This window comes from Pantoea folii (assembly GCF_056678875.1).
The window spans coordinates 275,991-292,460 of record NZ_JBWXON010000003.1; the positions used below are offsets into that span (position 1 = coordinate 275,991).

The 16,470-nt window shown below is 55.4% G+C and carries 15 protein-coding genes; 10 read left to right on the top strand and 5 right to left on the bottom strand.

The window, feature by feature from the left end:
* Positions 1 to 40: 40 nt before the first annotated feature.
* From AC1MDE_RS06270 to AC1MDE_RS06285, 4 genes are read left to right on the top strand one after another with little or no spacing between them, the layout of a single operon-like run.
* A complete protein-coding gene (locus AC1MDE_RS06270; protein WP_480344407.1) occupies positions 41 to 511 on the top strand; it encodes a Csu type fimbrial protein in 471 nt (156 codons plus the stop codon).
* Between the two features lie 25 nt (positions 512 to 536).
* Positions 537 to 1,235: a fimbrial biogenesis chaperone gene (locus tag AC1MDE_RS06275; protein ID WP_201785692.1), complete on the top strand. Its 699-nt coding sequence runs from the start codon at positions 537 to 539 to the stop codon at positions 1,233 to 1,235.
* Positions 1,232 to 3,670, top strand: coding sequence for a fimbria/pilus outer membrane usher protein (locus tag AC1MDE_RS06280; protein ID WP_479402306.1), 2,439 nt, complete (start codon positions 1,232 to 1,234; stop codon positions 3,668 to 3,670). The genes AC1MDE_RS06275 and AC1MDE_RS06280 overlap by 4 nt, the downstream gene beginning before the upstream one ends.
* Positions 3,667 to 4,632 carry a Csu type fimbrial protein gene (locus AC1MDE_RS06285; RefSeq protein ID WP_058961920.1) on the top strand — a complete coding sequence of 322 codons (966 nt, stop codon included), beginning with the start codon at positions 3,667 to 3,669 and terminating at the stop codon, positions 4,630 to 4,632. Before AC1MDE_RS06280 ends, AC1MDE_RS06285 begins: the two co-directional genes overlap by 4 nt.
* 167 nt (positions 4,633 to 4,799) lie before the next feature.
* Here the strand turns inward: AC1MDE_RS06285 and tcuC are convergent, their stop codons facing one another.
* The 3 genes from tcuC to exbB form a co-directional block, all read right to left on the bottom strand.
* Positions 4,800 to 6,122: an MFS transporter gene (tcuC, locus tag AC1MDE_RS06290; protein WP_160833681.1), complete on the bottom strand. Its 1,323-nt coding sequence runs from the start codon at positions 6,120 to 6,122 to the stop codon at positions 4,800 to 4,802.
* 181 nt (positions 6,123 to 6,303) lie between these two features.
* The gene (exbD, locus tag AC1MDE_RS06295) at positions 6,304 to 6,726 is read right to left on the bottom strand and encodes a TonB system transport protein ExbD (protein ID WP_034828432.1); all 423 of its coding nucleotides are present in this window, start codon (positions 6,724 to 6,726) and stop codon (positions 6,304 to 6,306) included.
* 5 nt (positions 6,727 to 6,731) lie between these two features.
* Positions 6,732 to 7,460, bottom strand: a complete 729-nt coding sequence (exbB, locus tag AC1MDE_RS06300) for a tol-pal system-associated acyl-CoA thioesterase (RefSeq protein ID WP_072017041.1) — start codon at positions 7,458 to 7,460, stop codon at positions 6,732 to 6,734.
* Between the two features lie 353 nt (positions 7,461 to 7,813).
* Here exbB and AC1MDE_RS06305 point away from each other — a divergent pair, with 353 nt between their 5' ends.
* The 5 genes from AC1MDE_RS06305 (at position 7,814) to AC1MDE_RS06325 (ending at position 12,738) form a co-directional block, all read left to right on the top strand.
* Complete coding sequence (locus AC1MDE_RS06305) at positions 7,814 to 8,788, top strand: TRAP transporter substrate-binding protein (protein ID WP_058961922.1); 975 nt, start codon at positions 7,814 to 7,816, stop codon at positions 8,786 to 8,788.
* Between the two features lie 49 nt (positions 8,789 to 8,837).
* Positions 8,838 to 9,344 carry a TRAP transporter small permease gene (locus tag AC1MDE_RS06310; RefSeq protein ID WP_058961923.1) on the top strand — a complete coding sequence of 169 codons (507 nt, stop codon included), beginning with the start codon at positions 8,838 to 8,840 and terminating at the stop codon, positions 9,342 to 9,344.
* 15 nt (positions 9,345 to 9,359) lie between these two features.
* Positions 9,360 to 10,646, top strand: a complete 1,287-nt coding sequence (locus AC1MDE_RS06315; RefSeq protein WP_034828425.1) for a TRAP transporter large permease — start codon at positions 9,360 to 9,362, stop codon at positions 10,644 to 10,646.
* Positions 10,647 to 10,779: 133 nt separating this feature from the next.
* Positions 10,780 to 11,970 carry a cystathionine beta-lyase gene (gene metC, locus AC1MDE_RS06320; protein ID WP_480344388.1) on the top strand — a complete coding sequence of 397 codons (1,191 nt, stop codon included), beginning with the start codon at positions 10,780 to 10,782 and terminating at the stop codon, positions 11,968 to 11,970.
* A 105-nt stretch (positions 11,971 to 12,075) separates the two neighbouring features.
* Complete coding sequence (locus AC1MDE_RS06325; protein WP_038644709.1) at positions 12,076 to 12,738, top strand: DedA family protein; 663 nt, start codon at positions 12,076 to 12,078, stop codon at positions 12,736 to 12,738.
* Positions 12,739 to 12,890: 152 nt separating this feature from the next.
* Here AC1MDE_RS06325 and AC1MDE_RS06330 read toward each other — a convergent pair whose 3' ends face one another.
* The gene (locus tag AC1MDE_RS06330; protein ID WP_058961925.1) at positions 12,891 to 13,799 is read right to left on the bottom strand and encodes an AraC family transcriptional regulator; all 909 of its coding nucleotides are present in this window, start codon (positions 13,797 to 13,799) and stop codon (positions 12,891 to 12,893) included.
* A 205-nt stretch (positions 13,800 to 14,004) separates the two neighbouring features.
* Here AC1MDE_RS06330 and dkgA point away from each other — a divergent pair, with 205 nt between their 5' ends.
* The gene (gene dkgA, locus AC1MDE_RS06335) at positions 14,005 to 14,832 is read left to right on the top strand and encodes a 2,5-didehydrogluconate reductase DkgA (RefSeq protein WP_034828419.1); all 828 of its coding nucleotides are present in this window, start codon (positions 14,005 to 14,007) and stop codon (positions 14,830 to 14,832) included.
* Between the two features lie 156 nt (positions 14,833 to 14,988).
* Here dkgA and ftsP read toward each other — a convergent pair whose 3' ends face one another.
* Positions 14,989 to 16,416, bottom strand: a complete 1,428-nt coding sequence (ftsP, locus tag AC1MDE_RS06340; protein ID WP_058961926.1) for a cell division protein FtsP — start codon at positions 16,414 to 16,416, stop codon at positions 14,989 to 14,991.
* Between the last annotated feature and the right edge of the window lie 54 nt (positions 16,417 to 16,470).

Sequence of the window (16,470 nt, forward strand, 5' to 3'; positions counted from 1 at the left end):
CGTGGTGCAGCGTTGGGCGCACAGTGCAGGCGTCCTCGCCCTGCTGATAGGGAGCGTCTCTGCCTGGGGGTTGCCAACCGCAAACTTTCAGGTTTCTGCGTCAGTAGTGGCAGGCTGTGTTGTCTCCGGTACCAATACCGGGGTCTTTGGCACGCTTAATTTCGGTACGCAATCTGGCGTGTCGTCCAGCAGCGTGAGCGCCAGCTATGTGCAAAGCACCACCATCACCCTTGCCTGCACGCCAGGCACTGCCGTCAGCATGAGCATTAATGGCGGCGCCAACTACACCTCCACTCGCAATCTCAAGATCTCGGGCAATACCAATACCGTGCCCTATTACCTCTATACCAATGTTGCACATACCACGGCGATTCCGGTGAACAGCGCCGTGGCGCTGAGTTACAGCAACGCCAATAACATTACTTTGCCGATTTATGGCCTGTTAACGTTGCCCGGCCCCACGCGCGCCGGCACTTATACCGACACCTTAACCGTTACGCTTAGCTGGTGACGGAAGTGATAAAGAAGGATGAATAATCATGAACCTGCGCGCTCTGTTACTATTGTTTACCATGGCACTAATGCCTGCCGCCCACGCCGCTAATTCGCTGATGATTTGGCCAATCGACCCAGCCATTAACCCTGATGAGAAAGCCAGTGAGTTGTGGCTGGAGAACCGTGGGAATGCCACCACCATGATGCAGGTGCGCATCTTTAGCTGGCTGCAAGTGGGCGGTCAGGAACAGTATCAAACTCAGCAGCAAGTGGTCGCCAGCCCGCCAATGGTGCGCCTCGAACCGGGTCAGAAACAGCTGGTGCGCCTGATTAAGCAGGGCGCGCCGCAAGCGGGACGCGAAATGTCCTATCGCGTGGTGCTGGATGAAATCCCCACGCCGCGCACGCCCGGCGAAAATCAGGCGGGATTAACCTTCCAGATGCGCTATTCGGTTCCGCTGTTTGTCTACGGCAGCGGCGTGACCAGCGACAGTGCGAAGCCGCAACTGAGCTGGCAGCAGGTGGACAGTGGTGGCAAGCGCTGGCTGGAGCTCACCAACCGTGGCAATGGCCATGCGCGGCTGAGTAATGTCACCATTGGTGGCCGCCGCCTGGGCAATGGCCTGTTTGGCTATGTGCTGGCAAACAGCAGTAACCGCTGGCCATTAACCAGCAGCGTGAGCGGTGAGCTGTCCGCAGAAGTGAATAAAGGGCACTGGAGCAGCGCGGCCGCGCGTTGATGACGTTTTCGCTGCATCCATGCACGTTGGCAGTGGCTAGCGTGCTATGCCTGTTACCTCAAATCAGTAGCGCGGAGACCTTTTCCGAGCTACCACCGCCCCCTGCGCTGGAGAACAACGCCAGCGGTCAGCAGTACATGCTGGAGCTGGTGGTGAATCAGAACGCGCGCGGCGATATCGTGCCGGTGGAGCGTAAAAACGGCGACTTTTGGCTGCGCAGTGGCGATTTACAGCGTGCCGGTATCCCTGCGGAGAAACTCCAGGGCGAGCAAATCGATGTGAATCAACTTGCGGAGGTGAAAGCAGAATATGACGAGCGCCGTCAGCGCCTGTTGCTCACCGTTCCACCCGCCTGGCTGCCCGCCCAGGTGATCGGTAAAGATCAGCGCGGCCCTCGCTATCCGGGGCGAGCCAGTAACGGTGCGCTGCTCAATTACGACTTCTACGCCACCCGTACGGATAATGCCGGATCGCGCCTGTCGAGCTGGAATGAGCTGCGCGTGTTTGGTCCCAGCGGGCAATTCTCCACCAATGGCGTCTACACCCAACAACTGGAAGGCGGTGTCAGCGGTCAGCAAGAGGGATACATTCGCTACGATACCTGGTTCAGCAATGAAGATGAGAACGATGCAATTAGCTGGCGCGCCGGGGATCTGGTCACCGATGCGCTGAGCTGGAGTAACAGCGTGCGTCTGGGTGGCGTGCAGATTGCGCGTGATTTCAGCGTGCGACCGGATTTGGTCACTTACCCGCTACCGGCGTTTTCCGGCCAGGCCGCAGTGCCTTCTTCCGTCGATCTGTTTATTAACGGTTATCGCAGCACGCAAGCCAATGTGCAGCCGGGTCCGTGGTCGCTGACCAATGTGCCGTTCGTCAATGGCGCGGGCGATGCGGTGATCACCACCACCGATGCCGTGGGGCGCCAGGTCACTACCACGCTGCCGTTTTATGTCTCCAGCAGCCTGCTGCGACAGGGTTTGTCGGATTACTCCTTCTCAGCCGGTGCTATTCGTGAAAACTACGGACTGGAGAACTTTGACTATGGCGCAGCAGCAGCCAGCGGCTCTTATCGTTATGGGTTAACCGACTGGCTGACGCTGGAGAGCCATGCGGAAGGCAGCGACAGCGTGGCCACCGGCGGCGCAGGGGGACTGGTGAAGCTCGGCAGCTGGGGCGTGGTCAATGGTGCGCTGGCACAAAGTCAGATGGAAGGTAAACCCGGCACGCAATACAGCTGGGGTTATCAGTACAACAACAGCTGGTTCAGTATCGGCACCCAGCATGTGTTACGCACCGCCGATTACGGCAATCTGGCGCTGGTCGGCAGCCGGGGCGACAGCGCCAACACCAGCTACTCACTAGCGCGACGCAGCGCGCAGTACACCGCCAGCGTGTCACTCAATCAATACGGCAGTCTGGGCCTGGCCTACTTTGATATTGCCGGCGGATCGGGCGATCGCACCCGTTTATGGAACCTGTCCTGGAGTAAAAACCTGTGGGGTAACAGCAGCCTGTATATCTCCGCCAGCCGCGATCAGGAACAGGGCGACTGGAGCGGTGCCATCTCTTTGGTGATCCCATTCGGCGAGCAGAGCAGTGCTTCGGTGAGCTACGAGCGCGATCAGCAGGGCAACAACAATCAGCGCCTCTACGTGTCACGCGCCATGCCGACCGATGGTGGCTTTGCGTATGATGCGGCCTGGGCCAATCAGGGTGGCGACAGCGGTGATTACCGCCAGGCAAGCCTGCGCTATCGCAATAACAAAATCGACACCTCTGCCGGGTTCTACGGCGATAACGATAACACCACGCAGTGGGCCGATTTCACCGGTTCGCTGGTGCTGATGGATAACCGCGTGTTTGCCGCCAACGACATCAATGATGCGTTTGTGGTGGTGAAAACCGATTACCCGGATGTCACCGTGCGCTATGAAAACCAGGCAATGGGACGCACTGATAATCAGGGCTATTTGCTGGTGCCATCGATCAGCAGTTACTACGGCGCAAAATACGATATCGATACCCTGGATTTACCGGTTGACCGCACCGCACCAAAGGTGGAACAGCGTTTTGCGGTGAAACGGAAAAGTGGTTACCTGCTGAACTTCCCGGTGGAACGTCTGCGTGCCGCCAGCGTGGTATTGCACGATAAACAGGGGCAACCGTTGCCGATCTCCAGCCAGGTGTTGCGCCCGAATCAGGGTACGGAATATATCGGATGGGATGGCATTGTCTGGATGGAGAATCTGAGCGCTGAAAACCCAATTCATGTCGTGACGCCTGATGGGCGCAGTTGTGATACCACGCTGACCATTGCGGACGGCCAGCCAAAAGCGCTGAAGACCTACGGTCCGCTGACGTGCGATCTGCCGCCGCCGTCGCCGGGTTCGGCGGTCAGCACGGCCAATAATTCACAGTCAGGAATTTCACCATGAGAAAGATTTTTTTGCTGCTGGCGCTGTTTATCTTGCCGGGCACCAGTTATGCGCTTTGTAGTTTATCGGCCCCAACGGCGACCTTTGGCTCCGTGACGACATTCGCGGTGGGCTCCACGGTGCAGAACACCTCCAGCACCACCAACGTCAACTGTGGGTCAGGTACGTTGTCGTTGCTGGGCACCGATAACGTCACATACGCCTTCACCACTGCGACCTATCTCAGCGGCACGCGGGCGGTGTTGAAAAGTTCCAGCACCGGTACCGACAGCATTCCCATTCAAATGTGCATCGACAGCGCCTGCGCTACGGAATTGCAGCAGGGCGGCAGCTATCGCTGGAGCTCGGCTTTACTGCTTGGGCTGGGGAACAGCCTTAACTTTAATATTCCGCTCTATTTCCGCACCCTGACGGGACAGGTGATTGCAGCCGGCACTTACACCACGACGATAACCATAACGGTGAGTTATACGGTGTGCGCGGGTTTGAACGTAGCAGGTTTGTGCGTAGGAACAGTGCAAACCAGTACCGGCACCGCCATGCCGATTACCGTTAACCTGGTTGTGACCAACGACTGCACCACCATCACCGCGCCTAACGTGAGTTTTGGCAGCGCACCGCTGGTGGGGAGTTTCTCCACGGTGCAGCAGACCATCAACGTGGTGTGTTCTAAAGGCAGCACTTTCACTGTGGGGTTGAGCAATGGCAGCTACTACAGCGGCACCACGCGCCAGATGGCGAGCGGGACTAACCGGCTGGCTTATGACATTTATAAAGGCACCACCACCACGACACGCTGGGGACCGACCGGCACTGACCGCTGGAGTAGCGCCAGCGCCACCTCCCTGAACGCGGATCTGGTAACGCGCAACTTCACCTATACAGCGCAGATTCTGACGACGCAGAATACGCCAGCGGCGGGGAGTTATACGGATAGCGTGGTGGTGGATCTGTCGTTTTAGGCAGGGCATGAGCGACGATGTCGCTTGTTAAGAGGCACGATGATTGCGTTTCACTGCGCCATACCCACATATCTGCATAAACAAAAAAGCAGCCCCTTCAACAAGGGGCTGCTTTACTCGAATCGCTTCTTAACGGGCTGATATGAGGCCCGTTGTCAGCCAGGGCGTTACAGCGAAGCTCCCACCGGCGTGCCGCCATGGCGCGCCTGATACTGTTTCACCATGCGGCCAATCAGCAGCGTCCCGATCAATCCGCACACCGCCGCGAATGACAACCACACGCCGGGCATCGCTTTATCACCCGTGGCATGGATCAGGTAGCTTGAAACTGCTGGCGTGAAGCCACCAAACAGCGCGGTCGCCAGACTATACGCCAGTGAGAAGCCGGTGGCGCGCACTTCAGCCGGCATAATTTCCGCCAGATAGACCACCATCGCACCGTTATAGCTGGCATACAGGAACGATAACCACAATTCCGCTTCCACCAGATGCGCAAAGGTGGGCGATCCCACCAGCCAGTGCAGCACTGGCCAGGTGGTAAGAATCATCAGGATAGTAAAAGTGATCAGCAGCGGGCGGCGTCCTATGCGATCCGACAGCGAGCCCATGACCGGCAACCAAATCAGGTTAGAGATGCCGACAAACAGCGTCACCATAAAGCTCTGCTCGTCGCTCATCATCAACACGGTTTTGCCAAAAGTCGGGGTGAAGGCGGTGATCATGTAGAACATCACCGTGGTGGTCACCACCATCAGCATCCCCGCCAGTACCAATGCCCAGTTCTCACCGACCGAGCGCATAATCTGTCCCATGGAAGGATGCTGCTTGCGCTTGCTGAACGCTTCGGTTTCTTCCAGCATGCGGCGGATCCAGAACAGGAACGGCACAATCATACAACCGACCACGAACGGAATACGCCAGCCCCATTCGGTGACCGCATCCTTCGCCAGCAGATGGTTCAGGCCGAGGCCGAGCAGCGCCGCGAAGATCACCGCAACCTGCTGGCTTCCAGACTGCCAGCTAACATAAAAACCTTTGCGTCCTTTTGGTGCTACTTCAGACAGATAAACTGACACACCGCCCAATTCCACACCCGCAGAGAAGCCCTGCAGCAAACGACCCAGCAGAATCAGAATCGGTGCGGCGGCACCCAGCGTGGCATAGCCCGGCACCAGGGCGATGGTGAGTGTGCCCAACGCCATCAAGCCCAATGTCAGCAACAGTCCTTTACGGCGTCCGTGATGGTCGATGTAGGCACCCAGAATAATCGCGCCAAGTGGACGCATCAGGAAGCCCGCACCAAAGGTCATCAGCGTGAGCATCAATGAAGCAAAGGGATCATCTCCGGGGAAAAAGGTTTTGGCGATCGCCGTAGCGTAATAGCCAAACACCATAAAATCGTACATCTCAAGAAAGTTACCGCTGGTAACGCTAAAGATGGTTTTGGCCCCGCCTTGCGATGGCTTTTGTAAAGATTGACTCACGCTCATGTTGTCCTTCCTGGGTTTTTCTACCGTTGTAGCGGGTTGCGCCAGGAATAGATGTGATCAGCCTCACCATTGCAGTTTACAAAAGTGATACCAAAAGTAACGAGAAATTAACATTAACGGCGGGAGAAAATAGAAAGGGCCGCTTTCGATGGCGGCCCTTATGAGCGATAAGAGGGGGGATTTATTTCTTCACCGTCTCCATGCCCATCAAACCAATCTTCAGATAACCCGCTTCACGCAATTGATCCATCACGCTCATCAGGGTTTCATAATCCACTGACTTATCCGCCTGGAAGAAGATGGTGGTGTCTTTCTTGCCTTCGGTCTGCGCCGTCAGCGCATTCACCAGCGTCTCTTTGGTGACCGCATCGTTGCCGATATAGATCTGCTTATCTTCCTTAATAGATAGATAAACCGGTTTTTCCGGACGCGGTTGCGGTGCGCTGGTGGAGGCAGGCAGGTTAACACGCACATCCACCGTGGCTAATGGCGCGGCGACCATAAAGATGATCAGCAGAACCAGCATAACGTCGATAAACGGCGTCACGTTGATTTCATGCATTTCGCCATCGCCTACCGAGTCATCGTTTAAACGCATCGCCATAATACTTATCCTACGCGCAGTTTCTGTGCCGCCGTCGGACGGGTCGCTTCTTTCGCGGTGTCCACATTGCCGAGATCCAGATCGCGGCTCTGCAGCAGCATCACCTGCGCCGCAACATCACCCAATGAGGCTTTGTAGCTGGCAATCATGCGCGCGAAGACGTTGTAGATAACAACAGCAGGAATAGCAGCAACCAGACCAATCGCGGTCGCCAGCAACGCTTCTGCGATGCCCGGCGCCACAACAGCGAGGTTGGTGGTCTGGGTTTTAGCGATACCGATAAAGCTGTTCATGATGCCCCAAACGGTACCAAACAGACCGATGAAGGGTGCAACAGAACCGATGGTAGCGAGGAAGCCGTTACCGCGACCGGCATGACGGCTGAATGCCGCAACGCGACGATCAAGGCGGAAGCTGGTACGTTCCTTAATGCCATCAAGGTCTTCGGTACCTGCAGAGAGTTCCAGCTCATTCTGCGCATCGTTCAGCAACACCGCACTATGGCTGTTACTTTTGAAGCTTTCAGCGGCGCGGTAAGCATCATTAAGCGAACGCGCTTCGCCCAGCGCCTGCTGTTCGCGTTTCAGGCGACGTTTCGCCCCGCTCAGCTCAGCAAACTTGCCGAAGAAAATCGCCCAGGTGACAACCGAGGCCAGTAACAGGCCAATCATCACCACTTTTACCACGATATCGGCATGCTGATACATGCCCCAAACGGAGAGGTCCGTTTGCATCAAATCACTGGCTACCACGCTGCGTCTCCAACTTCTGTTGCACAGTTCACGATTGAAGCGCGGATCATAGCAAAAAAATTGACCGAAGTGATAGTAGTTCTCATTACTATTTACAAACGATTAATGCTTCAATTTCTAACAATCTATGTGGTTTTTATGGATGCGCTGGCTGATGTTTTACAAATGTGACCTAAATTGAAAATTTATTAAAACATCGTTTCAAAATGTGATGTATTTCATCCAATCAACATTTGACCACTTTTTCGCCAGCGCAATTTCACTATTCTGAGCCAGCCCTTCCCGATTGTGGTGTGCCTGACACCGCTAATGATCACTAAGCTGGAGCAATAATAATGACATCTAAAAAACGACTCACGATTGCAATCTCTTCTCTGGTTATGCTGCTGGCGAGTGGTGCTCATGCCAAAGTGTTAAAAGTCGCGGAAGTACAGCCCGCCGGTTATCCCACTGTGGTCGCGCTGCAGCATATGGGCGATAAGTTAAAAGAAGCGACGCAAGGACGATTAGAGTTGAAGGTTTACGCTGGCGGCGTGCTGGGCGATGAGGATCAAACGCTGCAGCAGGTTCAGCTCGGCGCGATTGACATGATTCGCGTCTCGCTGGCTCCTGTCACCACTATCGCCCCTGAAACCAGTGTGCTAACCCTGCCCTATGTGTTCCGCGATGAAGACCACATGCACAAGGTGCTGGATGGCGATGTCGGCAAACAGATTGTCGAAAAATTCGATAACGATCCCCGCACTCGCATGGTGTTCCTCGGCTGGACCGACGCGGGCACACGCAACATGATCACCAAAAAACCTCTCACCAAACCCGAAGATTTGCAGGGGATGAAAATTCGCGTGCAGAACAGTGCCATTTCACTGGCCACGCTGAAAGCGATGGGTGCCAATCCTGTGGCAATGGGCGTCAGCGAAGTGTTTAGCGCCATGCAAACTGGCGTGGTCGATGGCACAGAGAACAATCCACCGACGTTTGTCGCCCACAACTATCTGCCCGTGGCGAAGTACTACACCCTGAGCGGCCACTTTATTCAGCCGGAGATGATCCTGTTCTCTAAAGCTTCGTGGGGACGGCTTTCCGCAGAAGATCAGGCGCTGCTGAAGAAACTCGGCAAGGAAGCGCAGGATGAAGAGCGCCAGCTGTGGGCCACTTACACCGCCCAGTCAGTGCAGAAAATGAAAGCCGGCGGCGTGACATTCCAGGACACCAACCGCGATTACTTTATGAAAGCCACGCAACCGGTGCGCGACCAGTTTGGCGGCAATTATCAGGATCTGATGAAACAAATTGCGGATGTGAAATAACCCTCTCAGCGCCGCGCGACCACGTGGCGCCTTGCTCAGGTAACGAAGCATGAATGCATATTCCCGTTTGATGGATGGGCTCTATTTGTTGTGCATGGGCATCGCGGCGGTAGCCCTGTTGATTATGGTCGCGGTGATACCCATCGGTATTTTCGCGCGCTATGTGCTGAATGGTGCCCTCTCATGGCCGGAGCCGGTCGCTATCGTCTGCATGATCATCTTTACCTTTATTGGTGCGCCCGTCGGATTGCGGGCAGGCACACACATTTGTGTGTCGATGGTGACCGATCGCCTCTCTGAGGCTGCACAAAAATGGGCACAACGGCTGTGCAACCTGCTGCTGATCGTGGTGTGCTTAATCCTGCTGCAGGCCAGCTACAGCTTGTGTGAGGCCATGTGGATTCAACCGCTGGCGGCCTTGCCTGCTGTGACGTATGGCGAAATGTATCTGCCCATTCCTATCGGCGCGCTGTTTACGCTGCTGTTTGTGATCGAGCGAATACTGAATGGCGATCAAAGTCAGCGTCCGCTGGTGACGCTGGGCGGCACACACTAAATTCGGAGCACTAAAATGGATGCTTTCATTCTGGTTGGTAGTTTGGTGTTGCTGCTGTTGGTCGGCTTTCCGGTGGCCTTTGCCGTCGGATTTGCTGCCTTTATTGGCGCCTGGTGGATCGATTTGCCATTGGAAGCCGTGGTGATTCAGATCACCAACGGGGTCAACAAATTTTCACTCCTCACCATTCCGTTCTTCATTCTGGCCGGGGCGATCATGGCCGAGGGAGGGATTGCCCGACGCCTGGTAAACTTTGCCTATATCTTCGTCGGTTTTATCCGCGGGGGCTTGTCGTTGGTGAATATCGTGGCGTCGACATTTTTTGGCGCGATTTCAGGATCGTCAGTGGCCGATACCGCCTCGATCGGATCGGTGATGATCCCGCAAATGGAGCAAAAAGGTTATCCGCGAGATTTTGCCGCCGCCGTGACCGCCAGCGGTTCGGTGCAGGCGGTGTTAACGCCGCCCAGCCATAACTCCGTGATCTACTCGCTGGCCACCGGTGGCGTCGTTACCATATCCTCGTTGTTTGTTGCGGGTATTATCCCCGGGCTGATGCTGGGATTCTGTTTGATGGTGATGTGCCTGGCGTTCGCACGCAAGCGCGGTTATCCCAAAGGCGAAGCCATTCCGTTGCGTCAGGCGGTGAAAATCTTCTTCGATGCGTTCTGGGGACTGTTTACCATCGTCATTATTTTGGGCGGTATTCTTTCCGGCATTTTTACCGCTTCGGAATCCGCTGCGATCGCCTGCCTGTGGGCGTTTTTTGTCACGATGTTCATCTATCGCGATTTCAAATGGAATCAGCTGCATATTCTGGTGTTTCGTACCATCAAAACCGTCACCATTGTGATGGTATTGATTGCCTTTGCGGCGGGCTTTGGCGCAGTGATGACCTTTATGCAACTGCCGACCATGATCACCGATGCCTTCACCAGCATCTCTGATAATAAATACGTGATTCTGATGTGCATCAACGTGTTACTGCTGGTGATCGGCACCTTGATGGACATGGCCCCTATTATTCTGATTTTAACCCCTGTCTTGCTGCCCGTTGCCACCAGTCTGGGCATCGATCCTGTGCATTTTGGCATGATTATGATGACCAACCTGGGTATCGGTCTGATTACCCCGCCGGTCGGTACCGTGCTGTTTGTTGCCAGCGCCGTCAGTAAACAGAAAATTGAGCAAGTGGTGACGGCCATGCTGCCCTTCTACGTCACGCTGTTTTTCATCCTGATGCTGATCACTTACGTGCCCGCGCTATCGCTTTGGCTGCCGCATGTCATGGGTGTGATGTAACGCGAAATCGCAGGGACGCGCTTTTGCCCGGCCAATTCATCGACTGACTCCGATAATCCGCAATCAGGGTCAACCCACTGCGGTGTTTCGTGGTAACGTGGATGTTTTGTGGTAAGTGTCAGGAAAGGCAGTGATGGCAACGAATAAAATTGATACCACGCTGGTTAGCGCGGGACGAAGCAAACGTTACACTCAGGGCTCAGTTAACAGCGTCATTCAGCGCGCATCTTCACTGGTTTTTGACACGGTTGCTGACAAAAAACGGGCGACGGCAGGTCGTGCATCGGGCGAGCTTTTTTATGGTCGCCGTGGCACCCTCACCCACTTCTCGCTGCAAGACGCCATGACCGAACTGGAAGGCGGCGCGGGTTGCGCGCTGTATCCGTGCGGTGCAGCGGCAGTATCTAATGCGATTATCTCTTTTGTCGAAGCGGGCGATCACATTCTGGTGAGCGGCGCCGTGTATGAACCAACGCAAGATTTCTGCACCAAAATTCTCAGTAAGCTGAATGTCACCACCACGTTCTTTGATCACTGCATTGGCAGCGAAATCAGTGAACTGATTCAGCCGAACACGCGCGTGGTATTCCTCGAATCTCCCGCCTCCATCACCATGGAAGTGCAGGACATTCCCGCCATCGTCGCCGCCGTGCGTGCGAAAGCGCCCGACGCGATCATCATGATTGATAATACCTGGGCGGCGGGCGTGTTGTTTAACGCGCTGGAGCATGGCATCGATATTTCGATTCAGGCGGGCACCAAATACATTATTGGTCACAGCGATGCGATGATTGGCACCGCCGTCGCCAATGAACGTTGCTGGCCTCAGCTGCGTGAAAATTCGTACCTGATGGGCCAGATGGTGGATGCCGATACAGCGTATATGGCCAGTCGCGGCTTGCGCACGCTCGGTACGCGTTTGCGCCAGCATGAAGAGAGCGGTTTGCAGGTCGCCGAATGGCTGGCCGCTCAACCGGAAGTGGCGCGCGTCAACCATCCGGCGCTGACGCAGAGTAAAGGTCATGAATTCTGGCAGCGCGATTTCAACGGCAGCAGCGGGCTGTTTTCCTTCATCCTGAATGAAAAATTGAGCCGTGAGCAGCTGGCGAATTACCTCGATCACTTCCACCATTTCAGCATGGCTTATTCCTGGGGTGGCTATGAATCCCTGATTCTGGCCAACCAACCGGAAGAGCTGGCAGAGATTCGCCCGGCAGGCGGCGTCGATTTCGACGGTACGCTGGTGCGTTTGCATATTGGTCTTGAACACGTTGATGACCTGCTGAACGACCTGAAAGCGGGCTTTGCGCGCTTAAAACAGTAAATATTTAAACAAAACCTAAACCATTTCGTGTCGCATCGGTGAGATCAACGTCTGCGATGCCACAGATGGTTAAAATAGAATCCTTGTGACTCGATGGGATAGCAGATGGGTGTTTTACATGAGATTGTTCACGCGCTCTGGCATCAGGATTTTGCCGCGCTGGCCAATCCGGATGTCGTGTGGATTGTCTACGGCGTGATGTTTTTAACGCTGTTTCTGGAAAACGGTTTGTTGCCTGCCTCTTTTCTGCCGGGTGACAGCCTGTTGCTGCTCGCAGGCGCCATGATTGCCAAAGGCGTGATGGATTTCGTGCCCACCATGGTGATTCTGACCACTGCCGCCAGCCTGGGTTGCTGGTTGAGTTATTTACAGGGGCGATGGCTGGGCAATACGCGGATGGTCAAAAGCTGGTTGATGCATTTGCCGGCGCAATATCATCAGCGCGCCTGGAATCTGTTTAACCGCCACGGTTTGATGGCGCTGCTCGTCGGGCGTTTCCTGGCGTTTGTTCGTACCTTGCTGCCGACCATGGCGGGCATTTCGGGTTTACAGAATGGGCGCTTCCAGCTGTTTAACTGGCTGAGCGGCGCGCTGTGGGTCGGGATTGTGGTCGCCATGGGCTATGGCATCAGTCAGGTGCCGTTTATCAAGCGTCACGAAGATCAGGTGATGGCGGTGCTGATGGTGCTGCCGATGGTGTTGCTGTTTGTCGGTCTGACCGGCAGCATCGTGGTGATCTGGAAAAAACGCCGCCAGAAAACGAGCTAATCCGATACGGGTTGCCATAAATGGTAACCCTTCAATGGTTCAGTGCAGTTTCGTCGCGCGCGCATTCATGCACATTTGGCCATTCAGATGGCGTCAAACAGCACCCATTCGCTCAGGGCCATTTCGTTAAATACACATTTATCTGCATTGGTTCAGGCAGCGTCAAACGGCAACGTTTGGCGCACGCGGCTGGCTTCCTCTCCCGGCGTCACGCCGAAATAGCGTTTAAACTCCCGCGAAAACTGCGAAGGGCTTTCATAGCCCACGCGCACCGCTGCCGCACTGGCTTTCATCCCATCCTGCAACATCATCAAGCGCGCCTGATGCAGACGATAGCGCTTGAGGTATTGCAACGGCGAGGTTTGGGTCACGGCTTTAAAGTTGTGATGAAACGCCGAAACGCTCATGTTCACTTCGGCTGCCAGCATATCGACGCTGAGGCTTTCGGCGAAATGGCTTTCGATGCGTCGCAAGGCGCGCGCAATCTGGCTGAACTGGGTCTGACGATTCACCAGCGACAGTAGCGCACCGCCAATCGGGCCGGTGAGCACGTAGTAGATAATTTCCCGCACCAGCTGTGGGCCCAGCACGCGCGCATCACGCGGATGGCTCATCGCATCCAGCAAACGCTCGGCAGCGCACAGCATCTCTTCACTCATAAACGCCGAATGGATACCGGAAGTCTGCAACTGCGGCTGAAATTGTTCGTCGTCGCCAATATCCATCAACAGATCCTGCAAGCTGGCGATATCCACGCTCAGGCACATGCCGGCCAACGGCTCTTCCGGAGTGGCTTCGGTTTCGCACTCCACCGGCAGCGGTACGGTCAGCATCAAATACTTCGTGGCGTCGTAATGAAACACCGTGCTGCCGAGATAACCGGTTTTACGTCCCTGGAAAAGAATCACAATGCCGGGTTGATACATCATCGGCGTACGCGGAAGCGTTTCGCAAGCGTAGATGAGCTTGACGTTTTCCACAGCGCACAGCGGCTTACGCGCATCATTCATTAGCGCGGTTACGCGCTGCGCCAGCTGGCGGCAAAGGGCATCGTTCGGCATGGATCACTCTCAGGCAGCAAAAAAATCAGTGTGCCGCAATGCTGCTCAAAGCTCCACCCTTCAGCAGAATCAGGCAAGATTCTGGCAGAAATGACCAGGGTAAAAGGGCGAGGTGATTGCCACAATGATCCTGCGGTTGAGTTTGTTGACTAGACTTAACCACAGCGCTTTTACGGTAAGTCACTGCGACAGATAAGGAGCAACTATGGCAGAGCAACCCATTATCAAACTGCACGACGGCAATATGATGCCGCAACTCGGACTCGGTGTCTGGCAAGCGAGTATCGAGGATGCCCGGGCGGCGATTGTCGAGGCCCTAAAAGTAGGCTATCGCTCGATTGATACCGCCGCCATCTACAAAAATGAGGAAGCCGTCGGTCAGGCACTGCAGGACACCGATGTCGCACGCGAAGACATTTTCATTACCACCAAACTGTGGAATGACGACCAGCAGAACGGTCAGCAGGCGATTGAGACCAGCCTGAAGAAGCTGCAACTGGAGAGCGTCGATCTCTATCTGATGCACTGGCCGTGCCCGGAAAAAGATCACTACGTTGAAGCCTGGAAAAAGATGATTGAGCTGCAACAGCAGGGCTTAACCAAAAGCATTGGCGTCTGTAACTTCCATGAAGCCCATCTCAAACGCCTGATCGATGAAACAGGCGTCTCGCCGGTGGTGAACCAGATTGAGCTGCACCCGATGCTGCAACAGCGCACCCTGCATGCCTGGAACGCACTGCATCAAATCCAAACCGAATCCTGGAGCCCGCTGGCGCAAGGCGGTAAAGGAGTATTCGATCAGGAGATCATCCGCGAACTGGCGAAGAAATACGGTAAGACGCCAGCGCAGATTGTGATTCGCTGGCATCTGGATAGCGGATTAGTGGTGATTCCAAAATCGGTGACGCCGGAACGTATTCGTGAAAACTTCCAGGTGTTCGACTTCAGACTGGAAAAACCCGAGATCAGCGAGATCACTAAGCTGGATAAAGGAAATCGTTTGGGGCCGGATCCGGAGAGCTTTAACGGCTAAGTCGGCACCGTTTAATCGTCAGGCGGATACGGCCATTCCGTACTCGCCTGCATTGGCTTCACAACAGCCATGCGGTCATGTGCGGGTTGCTATGAATCGTGACCCTGTCGATTTGACGATCTGTTGTAAGGTGCGCATCACTGCGCACCTTTTTTCTTATGGCACCGGATTGACCTGCAACTGCCCCGCCGTGCCGCGGTCGGCTAATTCCAGCGTCTGGCTGTAGTAGACAAACGGGAAGTGATCCGACGAACTCTGCGGGAAGCTCACCAGCAACTCCACATCACCATCCACCCACACCGTATCTTTCCAGCCGCGATCTTCGCCCATCGGCTGTGCGCCATTGACGCTTTTGATCAGGAACATCACGCCCTGAATATGCAGCGATTGCGGGCGATCGGCATGGATAATCCAGCGTTCAAAGGTGCCCTGCTGCACCGTGGTGTCGATGCGGCTCATGTCCCACAGTGCGCCATTGATGCCCGGCACACTGTCGCCAATGCGGAATTCGCGCGTGCGCACCGCCACGCCATCCAGAATCTGATCCGCTAATAAACGCATCGGCAGATTGTCGGTAACCAGCGGCAGTAAGCCGGTGGGGCGCAGGCTCAGAACCAGCGTGTTGGCGAGGATGGAGGAAGGTTCAAACAGACCACGCAGGCGATCCATCAGGCCCGCCGCAGTCCCTGCCGTAATCGAGACTTCATCGCCCTGCGACATATCCACCAGCACTTCACGGCGTTCACCGGGTGCCAGCGACAGCGTTTGCACCGCAACGGGCGCAGGCAGGAAGCCTTGATCGCTGGCAATCACGGTAAACGGACGATTATCCGAGAAGCTCAAATCAAAGCGACGCGCGTTCGAAGCATTCAACAGGCGCAGACGCACCCAACCACGCGACACCTCGACATACGGATTCTGCACGCCGTTGACCAGCAACGTATCCCCGAGGAAACCGCCGTCTGATGGTGGGTTATAAACCGGCGTGGCAAAGTTATCGAGACGCTTGTCCTGGATAATCAGCGGGAAGTCATCAACGCCATAGTGTTTGGGCAGCGGCAGCGCTTTGCTGACGTCATCTTCAATCAACCACATGCCCGCCAGGCCGTTGTAGACGTGTGGCGCCATACGATTTGGCGTATTGGCGTGATACCACAAGGTCGATGCCCCCTGACGTACCGGCAATACCGGCGCCCAGTCAACGCCGGCTGACATCATGCGCGGTGCACCGCCCATTAAGGCACCCGGCACCTGCAATCCACTTACCGTCATCGCCACCGGTTCGTTGAGACGGTTGCTGTAAATCAACTTCACGTCATCGCCGCTGTAGACGCGCACCGTGGGACCGAGGTACAGGCCATTAATACCCCAGACCGGCACTTTATTGTTATTACCGCTAAATGACCAATGGCTGCGTTGCAGCGTCAGAAAGAGCGGTTGGCCACGGCGAGACTCAAGCAGTGGCGGAACAGGAAGCGGCACATCGCCCATCGGAGCCGCAGCGTAGGCGGCATAAGGCATGCTACTGGTCGCCAGCGCAACACCGGCGGAAAGCTGAATAAACTGACGTCTGCTGCAAGACATAAAACTTCAGACCTTTTGAGCGGGGCGTGAAGACGCCGTGTCCATGTTGTTCTT